Origin of the sequence: Mesorhizobium sp. M7D.F.Ca.US.004.03.1.1 (assembly GCF_003998635.1) — a bacterium.
GTDB lineage: Bacteria > Pseudomonadota > Alphaproteobacteria > Rhizobiales > Rhizobiaceae > Mesorhizobium > Mesorhizobium loti.
Genome location: NZ_RZQG01000004.1, coordinates 14743 through 33394, shown reverse-complemented (window position 1 = coordinate 33394; position 18652 = coordinate 14743). Strand labels below are relative to the sequence as shown.

Annotated in this window: 17 protein-coding genes; 3 read left to right on the top strand and 14 right to left on the bottom strand. The window is 62.2% G+C overall.

Annotated elements, in window-relative coordinates:
* The 6 genes from EN935_RS00880 to EN935_RS00855 form a co-directional block, all read right to left on the bottom strand.
* Nucleotides 1–1314: GumC family protein (locus EN935_RS00880; protein WP_164770986.1), on the bottom strand; the 1314-nt coding region annotated here is incomplete at its 3' end.
* A 236-nt stretch (nt 1315–1550) separates the two neighbouring features.
* Nucleotides 1551–2447, bottom strand: coding sequence for a UTP--glucose-1-phosphate uridylyltransferase (locus tag EN935_RS00875; protein ID WP_127265998.1), 897 nt, complete (start codon nt 2445–2447; stop codon nt 1551–1553).
* 74 nt (nt 2448–2521) lie between these two features.
* Nucleotides 2522–3490 carry a glycosyltransferase family 2 protein gene (locus EN935_RS00870; RefSeq protein WP_127373126.1) on the bottom strand — a complete coding sequence of 323 codons (969 nt, stop codon included), beginning with the start codon at nt 3488–3490 and terminating at the stop codon, nt 2522–2524.
* A complete protein-coding gene (locus EN935_RS00865) occupies nt 3480–4430 on the bottom strand; it encodes a glycosyltransferase (protein ID WP_127373125.1) in 951 nt (316 codons plus the stop codon). Before EN935_RS00865 ends, EN935_RS00870 begins: the two co-directional genes overlap by 11 nt.
* Nucleotides 4430–5425, bottom strand: a complete 996-nt coding sequence (locus EN935_RS00860; RefSeq protein ID WP_127266047.1) for a glycosyltransferase family 2 protein — start codon at nt 5423–5425, stop codon at nt 4430–4432. Before EN935_RS00860 ends, EN935_RS00865 begins: the two co-directional genes overlap by 1 nt.
* A 25-nt stretch (nt 5426–5450) precedes the next feature.
* Entirely contained in the window at nt 5451–6623 is a 1173-nt protein-coding gene (locus tag EN935_RS00855) for a glycosyltransferase (protein ID WP_127266046.1), read from the bottom strand.
* Nucleotides 6624–6807: 184 nt separating this feature from the next.
* On the opposite strand from EN935_RS00855, the gene EN935_RS00850 reads away from it, so the two are divergent.
* Both EN935_RS00850 and EN935_RS00845 read left to right on the top strand, forming a co-directional pair.
* The gene (locus EN935_RS00850; RefSeq protein WP_127373124.1) at nt 6808–8304 is read left to right on the top strand and encodes a lipopolysaccharide biosynthesis protein; all 1497 of its coding nucleotides are present in this window, start codon (nt 6808–6810) and stop codon (nt 8302–8304) included.
* Nucleotides 8305–8356: 52 nt separating this feature from the next.
* On the top strand, nt 8357–9379 hold the full coding sequence (locus EN935_RS00845; RefSeq protein WP_127266052.1) for a phosphoribosyltransferase family protein: 1023 nt from the start codon (nt 8357–8359) through the stop codon (nt 9377–9379).
* A gap of 10 nt (nt 9380–9389) precedes the next feature.
* Here the strand turns inward: EN935_RS00845 and EN935_RS00840 are convergent, their stop codons facing one another.
* From EN935_RS00840 to EN935_RS00805, 8 genes are all read right to left on the bottom strand, one after another.
* Nucleotides 9390–10469 carry a glycosyltransferase gene (locus tag EN935_RS00840; RefSeq protein ID WP_127373123.1) on the bottom strand — a complete coding sequence of 360 codons (1080 nt, stop codon included), beginning with the start codon at nt 10467–10469 and terminating at the stop codon, nt 9390–9392.
* Between the two features lie 77 nt (nt 10470–10546).
* Entirely contained in the window at nt 10547–10996 is a 450-nt protein-coding gene (locus tag EN935_RS00835; RefSeq protein WP_109665958.1) for a hypothetical protein, read from the bottom strand.
* Between the two features lie 13 nt (nt 10997–11009).
* Nucleotides 11010–12452, bottom strand: coding sequence for a GMC family oxidoreductase (locus tag EN935_RS00830; RefSeq protein WP_127266078.1), 1443 nt, complete (start codon nt 12450–12452; stop codon nt 11010–11012).
* 92 nt (nt 12453–12544) lie between these two features.
* Nucleotides 12545–13876 carry a UDP-glucose/GDP-mannose dehydrogenase family protein gene (locus EN935_RS00825; protein ID WP_109665954.1) on the bottom strand — a complete coding sequence of 444 codons (1332 nt, stop codon included), beginning with the start codon at nt 13874–13876 and terminating at the stop codon, nt 12545–12547.
* Between the two features lie 67 nt (nt 13877–13943).
* Nucleotides 13944–14807 carry a family 16 glycosylhydrolase gene (locus EN935_RS00820; protein ID WP_109665951.1) on the bottom strand — a complete coding sequence of 288 codons (864 nt, stop codon included), beginning with the start codon at nt 14805–14807 and terminating at the stop codon, nt 13944–13946.
* Between the two features lie 152 nt (nt 14808–14959).
* The gene (locus tag EN935_RS00815; protein ID WP_109665949.1) at nt 14960–15355 is read right to left on the bottom strand and encodes a hypothetical protein; all 396 of its coding nucleotides are present in this window, start codon (nt 15353–15355) and stop codon (nt 14960–14962) included.
* Between the two features lie 290 nt (nt 15356–15645).
* A complete protein-coding gene (locus EN935_RS00810) occupies nt 15646–16668 on the bottom strand; it encodes a glycosyltransferase (protein ID WP_109665947.1) in 1023 nt (340 codons plus the stop codon).
* Nucleotides 16669–16763: 95 nt separating this feature from the next.
* The gene (locus EN935_RS00805; protein ID WP_126067447.1) at nt 16764–17894 is read right to left on the bottom strand and encodes a nucleotidyltransferase family protein; all 1131 of its coding nucleotides are present in this window, start codon (nt 17892–17894) and stop codon (nt 16764–16766) included.
* A gap of 520 nt (nt 17895–18414) precedes the next feature.
* Here EN935_RS00805 and EN935_RS00800 point away from each other — a divergent pair.
* Complete coding sequence (locus EN935_RS00800) at nt 18415–18567, top strand: lasso peptide (RefSeq protein ID WP_010913078.1); 153 nt, start codon at nt 18415–18417, stop codon at nt 18565–18567.
* Nucleotides 18568–18652: the final 85 nt, after the last annotated feature.

Genomic DNA, 18652 nt, shown 5'->3' with positions numbered 1-18652 from the left:
GCCGAGGAATGTCTGATAGAGCGTGGTGAGCGCCGTCGCCTGCTGATCGAGTTCACGCAGCTTGACTTGCGTCTGGTTGTCGACGGAACTCTTGCCTTGTGCGGCCGCGACATTGGCCCTGAGCGCGGTCTCGCGCGCCAGCGCTACCTCATATTCGTTGCGATAGCTCTCGGTCAGCTGCTTCAGTTCGCCGAAAATCTGCGTCGATATGTCGGCCTTCTCCTTGGCAAGCGCCACCGCCTGCGGATGCTCGGGGCCGAAATTCGCCTCGACGTCCTGCAGCCGCTTGGCCACCGTGAGGTAGCGGGTCTTGAGCGCCGCGATGACCGAACTGCTCGGCTGGTCGCTCGATATGGCGGCATCCTTGAAGGCGTTGTCGGAGCCGCTGTCGACAATCGCCTTGTACTGCTGGTAGCGGGCGCTGGCACGCGCGGTATCGGCCTGCGCCACGATGAGCTGGGCGTTGAGATCGGAGAGCTGCTTGTCGCTCATCAACTGGCCATCGCTGTTGGCGGCCAACCCGTGCTCAGCCCTGAATTTCTCGACCGCCAGCGATGCTGCCTGCGAGCTCTGGCGCAGTTCGGTCAACCGGCCCTGCAGCCAGACCGCAGCCCGTTCGGTGGCATCGAAGCTGGCGTCGAGCTGATCGGCGAGATAGGCGTCGGCATAAGCCTTGGTGATGGCGTTTGCCAAGGCCGGATCCGTGGCCTGGTAGCCGAGCGCGATGACATAGCTTCGGCCGGTGCGCTCAGCCTGGATCTCGTTCTGCAGCTTGAGGATCGCATAGTCGCGACGCGATGTGGCGATCAGCGCGTCACGGGCGGCCGGGTCGAGCTTGCTGAAGTCGGCCCCCCCCGGCATGGAAGGGCTGGGGCGGACATACTGGATCACGCTCCTGACCATGCCGACGCCCTTCGCCAGAGCCGATACGGGCGGATTCATGAACGCATCGTTCTGGTCGAGCTTCAGCTTGTCGACGACCACGGCGGCAAGCCGCGTCGAGGTCAGGATCTCGATCTGGCTCAGGATGGCGGAATCGGTCTGCATGGTTGTCGACGCCGCCGAGATATCATCGACAATCTTGTTCAAGCCTTCGTCGATCAGCACACTCGCGACCGACTGATATTTGGGCGGCGTCGTCTGCAGATAGAGCAGACCCAGAAAGACACCGATGACAGCACACACGGCAACCACCTTGGCCTGCCGTGCGGCCATGCCAAGCAGCCGCTCGATATCGATGAAGTCTTCGCCGTCTCCTGCGTTGGAATTCGGCAATGGCATCCTCTTGTCGAGAGGAAAGTTGGCATAATTCATCTTCGGTCCAATTCTAGAGCCGGTCCCATTCCGATTGATCGCAATGGGCTCTATCTCACTGTTTGAGCATGATCTTTTCCGGAAACCGGGACCCACTTTCCGGGATCATGCTTTGGCTTGCAGACGCCTCGAAGATCGGGAGCATCGCCAGAAGCAACGCAAGCGTCGTGCCAGACGGCGAGGGCCTACCGGCCCCTCTTCACCAGCCATCCGACAATGCTCCCGAAAGATGGGCATTATGCGGCTTCTTCCTGGCGTTCATGCGACCGGACGAACTCCTGAAGCATCTCGAAAACCGGGCCCTTCATATCGTCGCGCGCCAGCGCGAAGGCGATGTTGGCCTGGATGAACCCTTCCTTGGAACCGCAGTCGAACATGCGCCCCTTGAAAGGTTGTGCGAAGAACGGCTGATCCTTCGACAGACGGACCATGGCGTCCGTCAGCTGGATCTCGTTGCCGGCGCCGCGCTGCTGATTGCCCAGAAGCGCGAAGATCTCGGGCTGCAGGATGTAGCGGCCGTTGATGTAGAAGTTCGACGGCGCGTTGGCCGGCGCCGGCTTTTCGACCATAGCCGTCACCTCGAAACCGCCGCCGATCTCGACGCCACGACCAACGATACCGTATTTGTTGGTCTCGGTCGGTTCACAACGCTCGACGGCGATGACGTTGCCGCCAGTGCGCTCATAAAGGTCGACGGTTTCGGCGAGGCATCCACGCCCGCCGAAGGACACCATGTCCGGCAGCAGCAAGGCGAAGGGCTCATTGCCGATAACCTCGCGCGCGCACCAGACGGCATGGCCGAGGCCTTGCGGGGATTGCTGGCGGATGAAGCTGGTGGCACCGGCCACAGGCAGCATGCTTTCGAGCGCCTCCAGCTGGGTCTTCTTGCCGGTCTGCTCCAGGGTGCCGATCAATTCCGGATGCAGGTCGAAATAGTCCTCGATGACCGCCTTGTTGCGGCCGGTCACGAACACGATGTGCTCGATGCCCGCCTCGAAGGCCTCGTCCACCGCATATTGCACGACAGGCCTGTCGACGACGGGAAGCATTTCCTTTGGCATCGACTTGGTCGCCGGCAGGAACCGTGTTCCAAGCCCCGCCACCGGTATCACGGCCTTCCTGATTTTCTTCATCGCAAATTCCTTCTGAGGAGATCGACTTCAGTCCATTCACAGGCCACGAAAAATCCCTCCATGTGCCTGCATCTTCACCTCCCCACCCCAACGGCAAACTGTGCCGCCATTCTTCGCAACCGCACGGCGATCGGCATGCCCATATGCCTGACCGCCGCCGGGTCGCTGAGCGCTGTCCGGATCGCCTTGAGCGGGGACCGCGCCTTGATGTGCTGAACCATCGACAGGAATGAGGCGGCCTTGCGCAGGCTGCGGCTGCGCCGGGCAAACGCCGCTTGCGCGGCCTCATCCATCTGGTGGGTTTGAGCGAACACGGCATCCGCCTTGCGCATCGCTTCGACGTGATGGAGCTCGAGCACGTGCGAGATGGAGCCGCTGCGGATATGATAGGCATAGCCGATATCGGGCTCGACCACGCATTTGCCGCCCTTGGCCAAGGCTTCGGCAAATAGGATGTAGTCTTCGCCGATCCTCAGTTTCTCATCATAGCGAAGCCCGTTCTCGTTCAGGAATTCGCGCTGAAAAATCGGCTTGAGATAGCCGAGATTGAACTTCGATTCGAAGACGACGTTGCCGGCTATGTAGGTGGCCAGTGAAATTTCGCGCAAGCCTTCCAGATAGTGTCGAGGGAACATCGCGTCCTCGACGACGCCGTCCTCGCGGATAACCTGCAGATTATCGATGGCGATCTGGGCACCGGCCGTTTCGGCGCGCGCGATCATCGTGGCGAGCCGATCTGGAAAGACCGCGTCGTCGGAATCGAGAACCGCGATCCATCTGCCGCGCGCGGCGTCGAGGCCGGCATTCCTGGCGCCGCCGGGACCGCGATTGCTGGCCAGGGCGACGACGCGGACGATTTCCCTGGGATAGGCGCGCGCCACGTCCAGCGTCGCATCGCGCGACTTGTCGTCGACGACGATGATTTCGACGCTGACACCCTTCTGGGCGATGGCGCTGGCGATCGCCCGATCGAGGGTCGCCTCGGCGTTGTAGGCGGCAATCACAAAGGAAACATCGGGGACAAAGGAGACGTCAGGCTGCACGCTTGCCTCCTTCCTGCGGCGAAGGCTGGCCGTAGAGGCGGATTTCGCGGATGCCGACAAGGCCGCTGACGACGCCGACATGCATGATGCCGCGCAGCACGCTGCGGTTCCTGCGAACCGGACTGACGACGACCGGAAGTGCCGAGGCGAAGCAATAGATGGCCTTTGCCGACGCCAGGCCGACCTGCTTGACCAGGCCGATGCCGCTGGCGCTGCTGCCCAGGAGATGGCCGTGCGTCTGGCCGACGCGGAAGCGGCGGCGGCCGAGCCAGTCGAATGCCGCCCTTGAGCGCGGCACCACCTCGTTGACCCAAGCCTCGGGTGAGAAGGCAATGCGGCCGCCCGCTTTGTGCATCTGGTCGAAGAACTCAGTGTCCTCGCCGCCAGTCTGGCCGCGCGCCAGGCTGAAGCGGCGGCCGCGCAGGCTGTCCGATCCCATCCGCAGCAGAACGTTGCAGGTATAGCCGGTCTGGATCTCGCCGCGCACCCAGACGGGCAAGGTCGAATGGAAATCGCCACGCCGCATCCAGTCCGGCGCATCCGGGCGATAGCGCGCCCTGACCGGGCCGAGCACAGCGGCGGCACCGCTGGCTCCAGCCATCGCGACCAGCTCGGCGAGCCATGACGGTGTTGCCGTCTCGTCGTCGTCGATGAAGGCGACGAAATCCGCAATGCTGGCGTCGAGGCAGGCGTTGCGGGCGATCGAGATGTTGCGCGCCGGACAATGCCGATAATGGATCGGCAGCGTCAATTCCTGCGACAGCGCCGTCACCAGGTCGCTTGCGGTCGGCGTGTCATCATTGTCGGCGACGATGATGCGGATATCGAATCCCGCCGGCATCTCCATGGCGTCGAGCGAGCGCAGCGTGTCGGCCAGTTCCGGCCGGCGGAACGTGCAGACGCCGATGTCGATGCTGAGGTTCTTGGCCGACACCGCCATCACGCCACCCCGCGCCGCGACCCGAGGCCGAGAAGCTGCAGCCAGAAGCCGACCGACCAGCCAAGATGCATGACCATCGCCGAGACGCCGGCAAGCGCGATGTCGGCATTACGCTGGCGGATGGCCGTCCACAGACCATAGCCCAGGCACACCGACGCCCACAGCAGCAGCGGCACCGCCGCCAGCCAATGCACGAACGAAAAGGCCGCCAACAGCACGACCGGAAACACCAGCAACGGCACCATCTGCCGGACCTTCGGGATGACGCGGTGCTTCAGCACGTTCTTGGCGCGGCCGCGGCCGTAGCCGAGATACTGGAAATAGAGGCCTGAGAGCGAGGCGCGCGGATAGTAGACCATCTGCGTCTTGCCGCTCATCCAGATCTTGTAGCCAGCCTTGCGGAGGCGGTAATCGAGTTCTGCATCCTCGTTGTGGCTGAACGTCTCGTCATAACCGCCGACAGAACCGAAGGCCGATATCCGCATCAGCGCATGATGGCCGTGGTCGATCCACTCGCCCCCCGAAAGGTGCCTATGCTTCGAGCCGCCGGTGCCGAGCTTGGAGTTCTGCGCCGCGGCGGCGGCCTTCTGCACGGTGCCGGTGCCGCTGGTCAGCATCGATACGACAACCGAATCCGCCCCTGTGGCCAACGCCTCCTCGACCAGCCGGTCGCAATAGTCGTCGGGATAGCCGCCATGCGCATCGATGCGGATGAGATAGTCGGCACCCTCGCCGAAGGTGCCGACGGCGAGATTGATCGCCGCGCTCTGGATGCGCCGCTTATTGTGAAGCAGGATAACGCGCGAATCCTTGGCGATGATGTCCTCGACGATGGCCAGCGTGCCGTCGGTGCTGCCGCCATCGGCGACGATGATCCGGGCGCCAAGCCGAGCGGCTGCGGGTCGCAATTGATCGAGCAGCGCACCGATATGGGCGGCTTCGTTCAGGCATGGGATAACGATCAGGCTGGATGAGGGTTTTTCCGCCTGCGTCATCTGCCCCTGTCTATCTCCAGCCATGCTATGCCAACGCCTCGGCTGCGAAGGAGCCGGGCACGGCGGTCAGGCTGCGCAGTCGCTCGACAAGCGCCCGGCAATCGCTGCGGTCGTAGCTCCAAGTCCTCGGGTTGCGGGCAAGAACACGCCCCTTCAACCTGGCGAAGCGATGCTCCTCCATCTTGCCGAGCGCGGCTTCGAGCGCCTCGGGCGAGGCCTGCGGCAACAGCACGCCGATATCCTGCTGTTTGAGGAACCGCCCGGTCTCGGTATTGCCCATCGAGATCGGCACTGCGCCGAAACGGCAGCCTTCATAGAGCCGGTTTGGCAGGAGCCATTCGGAGTTCTGTCCCGCTTCGAAGAAATCGATCGCCCAGGAAAAATGGACGTCGTTATAGATCGCAGCCATGTCCTCCGGGTTGCGGTAGGGCCCGCGAAACGACAGCCATGGTTCGGCTTCGACAAAGCCATGGAAATCCGGGAATTCGGACAAAGCCGGACGGCCGCGCAGCACGATCTCGAAGCGCCCCTCCATGCGGCGGGAGAAATCGGCCAGCAACTCAAGCGAACGGCGACAGCGCAAGGCGCCGAACCAGCCGATCCGCCATGGCGGGCCGACCGGGCTCTCTTCGACCTCGGAGGCGCCGGGCAAGATCGCCGCGACCTCGAAATATTTGTTCTCGACCAGCTCGATGGGTGCTGCGACCTGGCCGAACGGTTCGAAATAATTGGCGATGAAGGCAGGCGAACTGGTCACCAGCAGCTTCACGTCCCTGGCCAGAAAGCGTTCGGTGGCGCGCAGCGCCTTGCCCAGGACATCGTTGCGAAGCACAAGGCGATGAATGTCGAGGCACTCGTAAACGATCGGAACCGACGCACCGAAGGCTGATCTGGCGCGACGAGCGAGCGCCAGCATTTCTAGGTTGCGCGCGATGATGAGATCGGGCCTTGGCACGCCGCCAAGCCTCGAGCCGATCGATAGGGCAGCCTTGGCGACCGCCGCGAGGCGTTGGCCGAATCGCCCGTCACGCGTCGCGCCGAGGTCGATCGGCCGCAATCCCTCGACATCCGCGATCGGATTCGTGGTGCGGCGGAAGCCGGCCAGGGTGACCTGGGCCCCACCTGCCCTGAGCATCGTGATCCGCCGGCGCACGGCCGGGTCGGAAACGTCGTGCACAAGGTACAAGACATGCAGCATAAAAACTCGACCGCTGTTGGCCCACCCATGGGAATGCTAGTACAGCTCTTGCTGCATCGCAACATTTTTGCTGCATCGATCGACGTTTTCTGTTGCACTGCAAAATTATTGCCGTAGTTTGTGGTCGGCGGCGGTGGTGGATTTTCGAGCTCGGAAATCCGTGCAAAAATCAGGAATCCTGAATTTGGAAGCCAATGCATTCGATCCGCCAGAAGGCTCCTTGCGCAAATCGGTCGGGCGCGGCGCGGTCGTCACCGCCATGGCGCAATCGGTGCGGGTCGCGACACAGATCCTGTCCGTCATCGTGCTGTCGCGGCTGTTGTCGCCACAGGATTTCGGTGTCGTGGCGATGTGTGCGCCGGTACTGGCCTTCATCGCGCTGTTCCAGGATTTCGGCCTGACCCAGGCGACAATCCAGAAAAGCGGCATCCGGCATGAAGAGGTGAACTACCTCTTCTGGATCAATGTCGCCGTCAGCGCGATCCTGGCTTGCGTGCTTGCGGGTGCAGCACCGCTGGTTGCCGCCTTCTATGGCGAGCCGCGTGTGACGGGTCTTGTCGCCGCATTCGGGCTGCAGATCATGGCCTACGGGCTGGGCGCCCAGCATCTGGCGCTCTTGACGCGCCGCATGCAGTTCGGCCGCCTGGCCGTCATCGACGTCGCCAGCGCCATCGCCGGGCTTGCCGTGTCGATCGCCTGGACCTTTATCGACCGCTCCTATTGGGCGTTGTTTGCCGGCACGCTGACCGGTGCTGTGCTGCCGACGCTCTGCTACTGGGCGAGCTCGCGCTGGCGTCCGGGCCTGCCGCGCAAGGTCGCCGGCATCAGCGAGCTGATAAATTTCGGCGCCGGCATCACCGGCTTCAACTTCGCCAATTTCTTTGCCCGCAACCTCGACAATGTGCTGATCGGCAAATACTGGGGCGAGGCGCAGCTCGGCCTCTATGATCGCGCCTACAAGCTGCTTCTGTTTCCGCTGAGCCAAATCACCAATCCCTTGTCGAAAGTCATGGTTCCGGCGCTCTCAAGGCTGAAGGACGAGCCGGATCGCTACCGCAGCGCCTATCTGCGCGTCATGCCGCTGATCCTGCTGGTGGCGCTTCCCGGCGTCGCCTTCGCCACCGCGATGTCGGATGTGCTGATCCCCTTCGTGCTCGGTGAGCAATGGCGCGCAAGTGCCTCGATTTTCCTGGCGCTCGGCTTTGCCGGGCTGCTGCAGCCGCTCAACAATCCGGCCGGGTGGCTTTTCGTCAGCCAGGGCCGCTCCGGCGACTTCATGCGCTGGGGTATCATAACGGCCGTGACATCGGTGCTGGCCTTCATGCTCGGCCTGCCATATGGGGCGCTGGGCGTGGCGATTGCCTATGCGATCAGCGAGTATCTGCGGACACCGTTCCTGTGGCTCTATGTCGGCAAGAGCGGACCGCTGCAGGCGCATCACGTGTTTCGCGCGGCAGCGCCGTTCGTGCTTGGCGCCCATCTGGCGCTGGCCACGATCTGGTTCATCAAGCCACTACTGCCGCAGCAGCATGTCGTTGCCCTGGCCAGCGGCGCCGTGCTCGCTTACCTCATCACCATCGTCATCGCCCTGGCATTCGCCTCCGGCCGCGAAGCCTTGCGCGAGGCTCTTAAGATGCTGCCGGCAAGGCTGCCCGCGGCAGCGCCGCGCGAAGCGCAATAATTTGGTCGCCTTCGACAGCTACGGACATCCCTTCCAGGACCAGGTCTGAACCATGCACTACCGATCGATCTCCGATATGAACGACGCCATTGTCAGGGGCCTGCACCGGCTGCCGCGCGACATCGACCTGGTCGTTGGCGTGCCGAGAAGCGGCGTGCTGGCGGCAACGCTGGTCAGCCTTGCGGCGAACATCCCGATGACCGATCTCGACAGCTTCCTGGCTGGGCGGATCTACACGTCAGGCGTCACCAAGCGCCGTGCCGCTCTCGATCGCAAGGTCTCCGAGATGCGCAAGGTGCTGGTGATCGATGACAGCGTCGCCGGCGGCAACGCCATGCGCGACGCGCGCGCCCGCATCCAGGCGGCCGGCATCGAGGCGGATTTCACCTTTGCCGCCGTGTTCGGCCTTGAGCCGCAGCACCAGGAAACCGACCTCGTCTTCGAGGTCGTGCCGCATCCGCGCATGTTCCAGTGGAACTTCATGCACCACAAATTCCTGGCGCAATGCTGCGTCGACATCGATGGCGTGCTGTGCCTCGACCCGACAGAGGCGGAAAACGACGACGGCCCCGCCTACGAGAAATTCCTCAGCGAAGCGCGGCCGCTCCATGTTGCGACCCACAAGATCGGCTGGCTGGTCACCAGCCGGCTGGAGAAATACCGCGCGCTGACCGAGGCATGGCTCGCCAAGCACGAGATCAAATACGACCAGCTGATCATGCTCGATCTGCCAAGCAAGGCGGAACGGCAACGGCTTGGCGCGCATGGCAGTTTCAAGGCCGATTTCTATCGCAAATCCGATGCCATCCTGTTCATCGAGAGCGAGCACGAACAGGCGCTGAGGATCACCGAACTGTCCGGCAAGCCGGTGCTGTGCGTCGAAACGCATATGGTCAGCTTTCCCGACACGCTGTCGCTGCCGGCACTTAGCCAGGCAGCCCGCAACCTGCCTGCACGGCTGCGGCAGATCAAGTCGCAGGAGGGCCGCAAGAGTGCTGCCAAGACCATTGCTCGCGCCCTGCTTGGCGCCCGCGGTTATGAAACGCTGAAAAACCGGGTCAAGCGACCGGCCTGATCCAAAACGCCTATGCGGCCTGCCGCGCGCGCTGCTGCACGGCTCTGTCGAGTATCGAGAAGAAGGTCATGAACTGGCGATCGGGATCGAGTTCCGGGCGCCCGGCGAAGCTGCGCGCGAGGCCTGAGAGCCGGTCATATTCCTGGTTGTCGTTCCACAGCCGCCTGACGGCCGCGACCCAGTCGGCAAGCGGAGCATCGTAGTCGAGTACCACGCCCCCCGAGCCGATCGCCTCGGGCAGACCGCCGCGCCGCGAGCCGACAACCGGGATTCCGCTGCAATGGGCCTCCGACGCGACGCGGCCCCAGGCCTCTTCCCACTTGCTGGGAGCAAGCAGGATCTTCGTGCGGCCATAGACCGTCTTCATGTCGCTGGTGCGGCTCTCCAGCACGACATTGCCCAAAGGCGCTATCGTCTGTTCGATCCGCTCCCGATGATCCTCCTCGAGCTTCCAGCTTTCGACGAACAGGAACGGGATTTCGCGGCAGGCGCCGGCGATGCGCACCGCGAGCTCAAACCCCTTTTCCTCGTAAGGATTGATCAGCGTGACGAACTGGCCCGTCGTCGGCGTCGAGTAATGCGCCGGGTTGATGGTCGGCGGGATCACCGCCGCCTCGATGCCGAACTCTTGTCTGTAGGTGCGCGCGGTGAAGTCCGAATTGGCGATGTAAAGCGCTGAATGCAATTCGCGCAGATCGCCGCCCAGTTCGTGGAACTCGACATTGCGGAGATAGACGACCAGAGGCACGCCCTCGGCCTGCAGCGCCTTGCCGATCGGCACCGATTTGTGGCACTGGACCACGGCCACATCCGGCTTCAGCCTGTCGACGGCAAAGGCCGCCGCTTCCCAGGGAAACCAGGCCCGCACCACCGGATAGCCGGGATAGCTGTCGATGACCGCCGGCTGCCGCAACAGCTTCATCTTGGCGCGCGCCTTGAAGCCGAAGACACCATCGCCGAACAGGGCGGCGAGCACCGCGGCTTCATGCCCATGTTCGACCAGCTGTTCGGCCAGATGGTGCGTGCTCGACTGCACGCCGCCACTGAACTCGGGTGGGTAGCCGTTGCCGCCTGCAAAAAGAACTTTCATGGGATCGGGCTCCTTGTCGCATCTCGTGTTCTTCGCTCAAAGGCAACAGGCAAAAGTCCGCCGCCTCGCTTTCGACGTCAGGCAAGTTTCGGCGGCTCCAGATTGGCGAAGGGATTGGTACAGGATTGCCAGCCGGTAAACCGGATCGGGTCGTTGGGCGAACTGCGCCAGGCGTAGTCCGTCAGCATATGGAATTCGGCGATGACCCAGCGGTCGAAATGCGCCAAATCCTCCCGCTTCTGCCGAGGCAGCAGACGGCGCGCGGCGCCCAATTTGAGCTCCTCCACAAGAGTGACGGCGTCGCTCAGTTTTTCGCTTGGAAAGTTCCACGGATTCCGGTTGCGGAACTCCAGCACGAACTGCTGCAGATGTTCGATGCGGATGTTCAACTTGCCAAGGTATTTTTCGAGCGTGACGCGCACCAGATCCTCGTCCGAGAATGAGGAAACGGCGGCGTAGGCGACTCCTGTCGAAACCACTCCGCCAGCCACGATGGCCAGGGCGGAGCGTCTGGAAATCTCGATCATCCGATACCTCCTTTCACGCGATCCGACCCGCCGCCCGCAAGGACAGCGCTGCCGCGGTCAGGCTCGGGTTGGCGCAGGAGCAGCTCGGATAGGTGCTGGTGCCGACGACGACCAGATTTCTGAGCTGGTGGTGGATCATGCCGCTGTCGATCACCGAATCGGCCGGGCCGGTGCCCATCCTCAGCGTGCCCTGGACATGCGATTCGGTCGGCCGGATGCCACGATCGAAGAGCTTTTCGACCGGCAGCGGCGCCAAAAGGTCAGGCAATTTCTCCAGCGCGCGCGCCATGCCCTTCACCGCGTAGTCCGATGGCGCCTTGAAGCTGACGAAGGCATTCTCATCCGCGTCAAGCGTGACGAAATTCTCAGGATCGAGCAGGTTTTCGGTGACCACGACAAGCGGCAGCGCCTGGCGCAGCCGCCCCTTTTCGGCACGCATTCCGTGCTGCCAGCGGTTCTCGAAATAGACAAGTGCCGCCGCGTGCTCCGATCGGTGCGGACCGTCATAGAGGCCGAAATTCAGGCCGGTGGTGATGGTGCTGCCGTCGAAATTGTCGACGCCGTCGAGATAGACCTCGAAATTCCAGCCGTAGGATTCATGCAGGCCGCGGCCGACGAATTCGCCGCCCAGGCCGGAGCGTAGCATGATCGCCGCGCTCTGGATGGCATTGGCGCCGAGAATGAAGAGATCGCCGCTGACCTGGTATTCCTTGCCGTCATGCGTGAACGTGACCGAACGGACCGCACCTCCGACGTGATCGAGCCGACGCACTTCCGCACCGAGACAGACCGAGATGTCGGGGTGCTCGAAGACATGCATCAACCCGTTGTTGACGGTGAATTTGGCGTCGACCGGACACAGCCAGCAGCGCAGATTGGCACAGCACGAGGTGCGCTGCGATGTCGGCAGCCGCGCCCGCGCGGTTGGCATGACGAAGTGCTGGCCGGGCTGCGCCGCCTTCATCATCCGGTCCGGTGTCGACATGCGATGCGGCGGTTGCGGAAACGGCTTCGAGCGCGGCAGCATCGCCGCCATGTCGGGATCGCCGGAGATCGACATGATGTCTTCGGCGTCGCAGTAGAACGGCTCGACATCGTCATAGCTGATCGGCCAGTCATTGCCGATGCCGTAGGTGCTTTTCAGCCTGAAGTCGTTGGGATGGAACCTTGGCGTCTGCGCGAACCAGCAGTTGGTCCCGCCGCCCAGTCCGATCGTGTAATTCCACGGCTTGTCGGAGTTGGTCTTGTAGGTCGTCTCGTCGTCGATATCCGTGTTAGCGTTCTGCTCGAGCTGCCATTCATGGGTGTTGTGGCGGCCCCACTCCAGCACCAGAATGCGTGCCTTTCGCCGCTTGGCGAACTCATGCAGGAAGAAGGCCGAACCGAAGCCGGAACCGATCGCGATGAGATCGAAATGATCCTTGGTGATTTGTTCTGGCTTTACGTCCAGCACCATCAGCTACAACTCCACACAGAAATACGCGCTCAGTCCTGGCGCCCGTCGGCGGTCTACGGACCGGTCCTGCATCCGTCTGTCCCTCCCCGGTCTCATGCCGCCATTCTGCCGATCGAGTGATATTCGATGCCGTGGCGGGCGATGACCTTGGGGTCATAGAGGTTGCGGCCATCGAAGATGATCGGCGTGGTGAGCGCGTCTTTCATCGCGTCGAAGGAGGGCGCGCGAAAACTCTTCCATTCAGTGGCGATCAGCAGCGCATCGGCGCCGCGCAGGGCCGCCTCCTTGGTGCCGCACAGAAGCAGGTCGTCGCGCAGCCCGTAGATGGCCTGGCATTCCTGCATTGCCTCGGGATCATAGGCCTGCACATTGGCACCAGCCTTCCACAGCGCTTCCATCAGCACACGCGCCGGAGCCTCACGCATGTCGTCGGTGTTGGGCTTGAAGGCCAGGCCCCAAAGCGCAAAGGTCTTGCCTTTGAGATTGCCCTTGAAATAGCGGTCCACCTTGTCGAAGAGAACCGATTTCTGTGCGTTGTTGCGCTCCTCGACGGCGCGCAGCAGCTTGGCGTCGAACTTGACGCCTTCGGCGGTCTTGATCAGCGCCCGCACGTCCTTTGGGAAGCACGAGCCGCCATAACCAAGACCCGGATAGATGAAATGGTAGCCGATGCGCGGATCGCTGCCGATGCCCTTGCGGACCTCCTCGATGTCGGCACCAAGCTGCTCGGCCAGGTTGGCCATCTCGTTCATGAAGCTGATCTTGGTCGCCAGCATGCAATTGGCGGCGTATTTGGTGAATTCGGCGCTGCGCACGTCCATCACGATCATCTTCTCGTGGTTGCGGTTGAACGGCGCGTAGAGTTCGCGCATCACCGCCTCGGTGTCCTCGCTGTCGGTGCCGACGATGATGCGGTCCGGTTTCATGCAGTCGGCGACCGCGGAGCCTTCCTTGAGGAATTCCGGATTGGAAGCGACGTCGAAGGCCAGGTCCTCTCGGCCTCTTTTCTTCAGCGTTTCAGCGATCCTGGCCTTCACCTTTTCGCAGGTGCCGACCGGCACCGTCGACTTGCCGACGACGATCTTGGGTTTGTCCATCTCGCGACCGATGGTCTCGGCGACGGCCAGCACATATTTGAGGTCGGCCGAGCCGTCCTCACCGGGCGGCGTACCGACCGCGATCATCTGGATCTCGCCATGCCTGACGGCGGCGGCGGCATCGGTGGTGAACTTGATGCGGCCGGCGGCATGGTTCTCCTTGACGAGGTTCTCCAGTCCGGGTTCGAAAATGGGAACCAGGCCCTGGTTGAGCCGCTCGACCTTGGCGGCGTCGATGTCGACGCACACTACCTGGTGCCCGACTTCGGCAAGCACCGCCGCCTGCACGAGGCCGACATAGCCAATTCCAAACACCGTCAAATTCATTCGGTTTCATTCCCATGCAAGGCAGCGGACCGTTTTCGGCCCGGCCAGTTCAAATCGACTTTCCCAACTACTTTACGCTGCATGCTAGTGATTCCGGAAACTGGCATGGCTCGCCGAGCGCCGTGAAGGCAACGCGCTTGACCTGCAGCGAAAGCTTGCGGCCTGGATCGGCGAAGGCTCCCATCCAACCCTTCATCGTATCGCTGCCCCAAAAGCTGAAGAAGATCTTCTGCGCATGGGTGGGTAACTTCGCCGGGTCGGTGATCGTGTTCACCAGCTGACCGTTGACGTACCAGCTCAAGCTGTCCTTCTTCCAGACGAAGGCGTAGTCGTTGAAGGCGTTCTCGGTGCCACCGGGCACGTCGACCAGCTTCTCGTTCTTGCCCTTGCCCGCAATGTAGGCATTGACCTGCACCTTGGAGGTGTCCTTGGTGAGGATCTCGAAGTCGATCTCGTCCCAGGGCTGCTTGTCGGTGGGGCCGATATAGGTGAAGAACGCCGCGTTGAGGCCGGAGCCGGTATCGGTCTTCAGCCGCGCCTCATAGGTGCCGTAGCCGAAGCGCTGCTTGGTCTGGATCTCGCCGCAGGCAAACTCACGGTCTTTCAGCTTCTGCTTCTCGAAGCCGAGCGACAGCACCCCGTCCGACAGGCTGACCAGTCCCTTCGACCAGGTGCAATTCTGATGGCTGCCATTGTTCCAGCCGTCGGAAACATACCAGCGCGCACGATCGAAGCTTTTGAAATCGTCGACAAAGGACGGCGATGTCGGAATGTCCTGGGCATAGGAAGGGGTTGCCAGGAAACTGCCAAGAGCGGCCAGCAGCAACGCACCGAGCGAAATCAGCCGTCGCCGGCCGGCTTGCCCGGTCCGGTGCGCGAACGGCGATGCGTCAATTGCAGTTGTGGACGTAGTTCTCGGATTCGAATTCATACCAAACTCACCTTTGCGCCGTGCGTCCCCAACCCAAAGTCGACATTCGAACCGCTCCTGAACGGGGCCAACCTTGACCTCCTCTGTGACCCTCTCGAATTGCTTTTCCTGCCTCGCATCAAATCCGTTGCAACAGTCGATGGCCTCCACTTTCAACCTCTGCCGGTGCCTGCCGGCCGGGCGAATTCGGCCGTGGCGGCCGAGGAGGCCTTCTCGTCGAAGACCATATCCAGCGAATGACGGAGCTCTTTCATCATGCCGTCCTGGCGCGACAGCGCCGCGATGCGGCGTTCGCAATTCAGGATCGACGTCGTCAGTGCGCTGACTTCGGATGACCGACGGTCGGAGGCGGAGCCGTTTTCCATCGCTTCGACCAGGAAGGCGGCGTTGGTCGACGTCGTCCGGTAGCGATTCTCAAGCCCGACCCTCTCGGCCTCGATCTCGGACGCGATCTGCTCGAACAGCTTTGCCAGACGATCGAGACGTGAAACATCGGCCTGCCGGTCGCGGGCCGGATCCCTTGATCTGAAACCGAATATCGAGGCCATGAACTCAGATTCCTGTCATCGCCGGCTTGTGGGCCGGGCTTCTGGCCGATCCCCGCAGCCGGGGCTCAAAAAACTCGTGTTGTATTGTCCTGCTCCTCTCAAGGAGAGACATCAGACCAATCCGATCGGGGGCCAGTTCGGCTGGTCGTCCAATATGCTGCACCGCAACATAGACTGCCATCGTCGGAGCCGCGAGGCAACCACCAATTCGTAAACTCATAAATCCGGCCGAAATGGTTTGCGTGATGAATGTGCCTTTGCGGACAAACCGCAGGCGCCTGGCACCGCTCTCAACGTTCCTTGCCCGTGCTGGTTCCGGCCATCAGAAAACGCAGCGGCGGCACATGCTTTTGCCTTGACACAAGGCCGACACGGCGAAACAGCGCCTCGAGCTTGTCGGAAGCTACGCCCTGGACGATGGGGACGAGGTTGGATTGGCTGGCGAAAGCGTAAGCCGCGGCCGATGCCAGCCCCCGCTCGGCCTTGACGTCGAGGAAATTGCGCAGCCGATACTTGTCACGCACGTGCCGCTCGTGCCGCCGCAGCACCGCTTTCGAGCCTTCCGGCAGACTGTCGATCGCCAGCAGCGCCAGATCCGCATCGGCCAGACGCTTCAGGTCCTGCGTCTTGTGGCGGCCGCTCAGCGAATCGGCGCGGACGATGGCGCCGTAGCCGCAGGAGCGAATGACCTTGAACCGCGCCCCGCGGGCGACCGCGCGGGCGTAGAGCTCGTAGTCCTCGCCCAGCCGCAGGCTCTCGTCGTAGCGCAACCCATGGCGGTCGAGAAAGGCACGGCTGATCACCGGCTTCAAAAAGCCCAGCTCACCCCTCTGCACGCGCCGCCTGGAGATGTTGCCTTCGACGAAGCGCTCGAAATCGAGGAATTCCGGATCGGCGGCAAATTTAGGCGCGACGATTTTCGTGGCATCGCCGGTCGCATCGTCCCTGATCAGCATGATGTTGTCCGCCGCGAAATCCCAATCGGCGCCAGCAAACAGGCTGCTAAACCGGCCTTCGAGGAAAAAATCGTCGGCATCGAGAATGCTGATGAACGGCGATTTCGAGTCGGCGATCGCTGCATTGCGGGCAAAGGAGGGGCCGCGATTGACGTCGAGGCGCATCACGGTGAGCCGCCCGCTGCCATCGTCGGCGGTTCGCGCGACATCAGCGGTGTCGTCGGTGGAGGCGTCATCGACGACGACGACCTCCGCCACTTCCGGCTCGCGCAACGCGGACGCGATGGCGACAGCGATTGTCGCTGCCGCGTTTTTTGCCGCGATGATCACGCAGACCTCGGATTTCGTCATCGACATGGATTTGCCTCTCGTACAGGTGATATCGATTTGCCCTCGCCCCGTACTCGTTCAATGCCCTATAGAATTGCCATCAGCGTCCAATCTGTCTTTATTCAGCGACTGCCTGGCCGCTCAAAGATGCGGCGGCTGATGTCGGCGGACGCCGCCCAGCCGGCTTCGGCCAGATAGCGAACCGGCGCGCGGCCGCACAGTTCCCACAGCACCGTTCGCCGCTGCGGCCACCGCAGCGACGGCAGCCACGGCGCGATGACCATGCTGAGCAGATCCTCATTGCCGATGCGCGACAGGATCCGGGTTGCGCGCTCCGACAGCAGCGTGCCGGCGGCGCCAAGTAGCACATCGGCGGCGCGCAGGCCAAGCAGCAGCGTGTCATCCAGGCCCTGCGCGGCTGCGGCATCGAGCACACGTTGCTGATCCGCCTCGTCGAGGCGGCTGGCGCTGGCTCTGATATCGCAGACGTAACCCGCACAGGGTTCCCGGTTGAAAAGCGCCTTGGCGACGCTGATGCAGGACAAAAGCAAAGTATCGGCAACCGAGGTGAACGGTACGGTCGCACCGGCGATTTCGACCTGTCGCTTGCGCCGCAGAAACCCGTCCGCATCACGCGGGCTTGGGGAGCCGGGTTGCTGGAGGCGGTAATGAAGATCGACCGTGGATGGTTTCGGGCCGTCGCCGCGGGTCATGTGCTGTTCGCCGAGGAAGCGGACCCACCAGACGGAGCGCGACTTGCCTGCGACCTCATAGCCGATCGTGCGAAGCGCACCACGCGCCCTGAAAAACCCGACCGGCGAAACCAGGATGTCGACATCGCCCGAGGGCTTCATGAAGTGGTCGTCATAGAGCAGTTGCTGCTGGAACGGGCCCTTCAGAAAGACGAAATCGATCTCGTTGGCGCGCAGCACATCATGGATCGCCATCGAATCCATGATGCAGGACGCGTTCATTGAAACCGTTCTCCTGCGGTAGGTGTCGAGCCACTGGAAAAGCTCGGGCGGCCTTTCATGCGCGGGTGCGCGCGACAGGGCCTTGAGGACAAAGGTCGCGACCTTGTTCAGCCTGGCAATGTCGGCAACGTTGGCACCCGCAAGGCCAGGCATCGACACGTCGCCGGCGGCGGCACGCGGCCCGGCGAAATACAACCGCAGGCAGGCCCGCACATAGGCCACCTCGTCGGCACAGTCGGCGGCGCGCAATCGTTCGTATGAACCATCCGGCAAGGCCATTTAGCGCACAGTCTCCCAAAGAAAGCGGTTTGCGCGACGCTTATGCTGCAGGTGCGAAGCAAGCATCGCCAAAAACCTTGATGCCGTAAAGCTTTTCCTTTTGCAGTGCGAAATTTTGCAACCATCGCGTTTAGCGACATCGGCTGAGGGGTGGCGAAAACCACAGTTGAAACACCCCCTTACCAGGGCGTTTCAGCCGATCTTCAGCAAGGATTTTCCAAACAAGATTTACCGCATTAGAGATGCCTAAAAAAGAGGCACCTAAGTGGACACTTTATGCAAGCAAAATCAATCGCTTAAAGAATAGACGTCGACATGGCCCTTGTGCACAAGGAATCGGCTCGAAAGAAGTCAGGGCTTGGGCATGGCTCACACATATGGTGACGCCCGCAACCCGTAATTGATTAACGCTTGGTAAATCAGGCTTGACTCATAAATGCTGCCATGCAGCTATTGCGCTGCAGCATGTACGTGCTGACGGCACTCGACAGGCCGTTTCCAGTCCTTATCGGAGAGTAAAATGGAACAGAATGTTGAAAAGCATGAATACGAAACGCCAAGCCTGACGGTGCATGGTTCGATTGAAACCATCACCCAGGGCGGCGGCGGCAGCACGGCGATCGACGCATCGTTCCCCGCGCACACGCCGATCGGCGACCTGACGTTCTCCTGAGCCAATCGCAGTTTTCCGGGGTGACGACTCTGGATCCAAAAAATTAAGAGAGTCGGGGGCCAAACCTCCGACTCCACTTTCATTG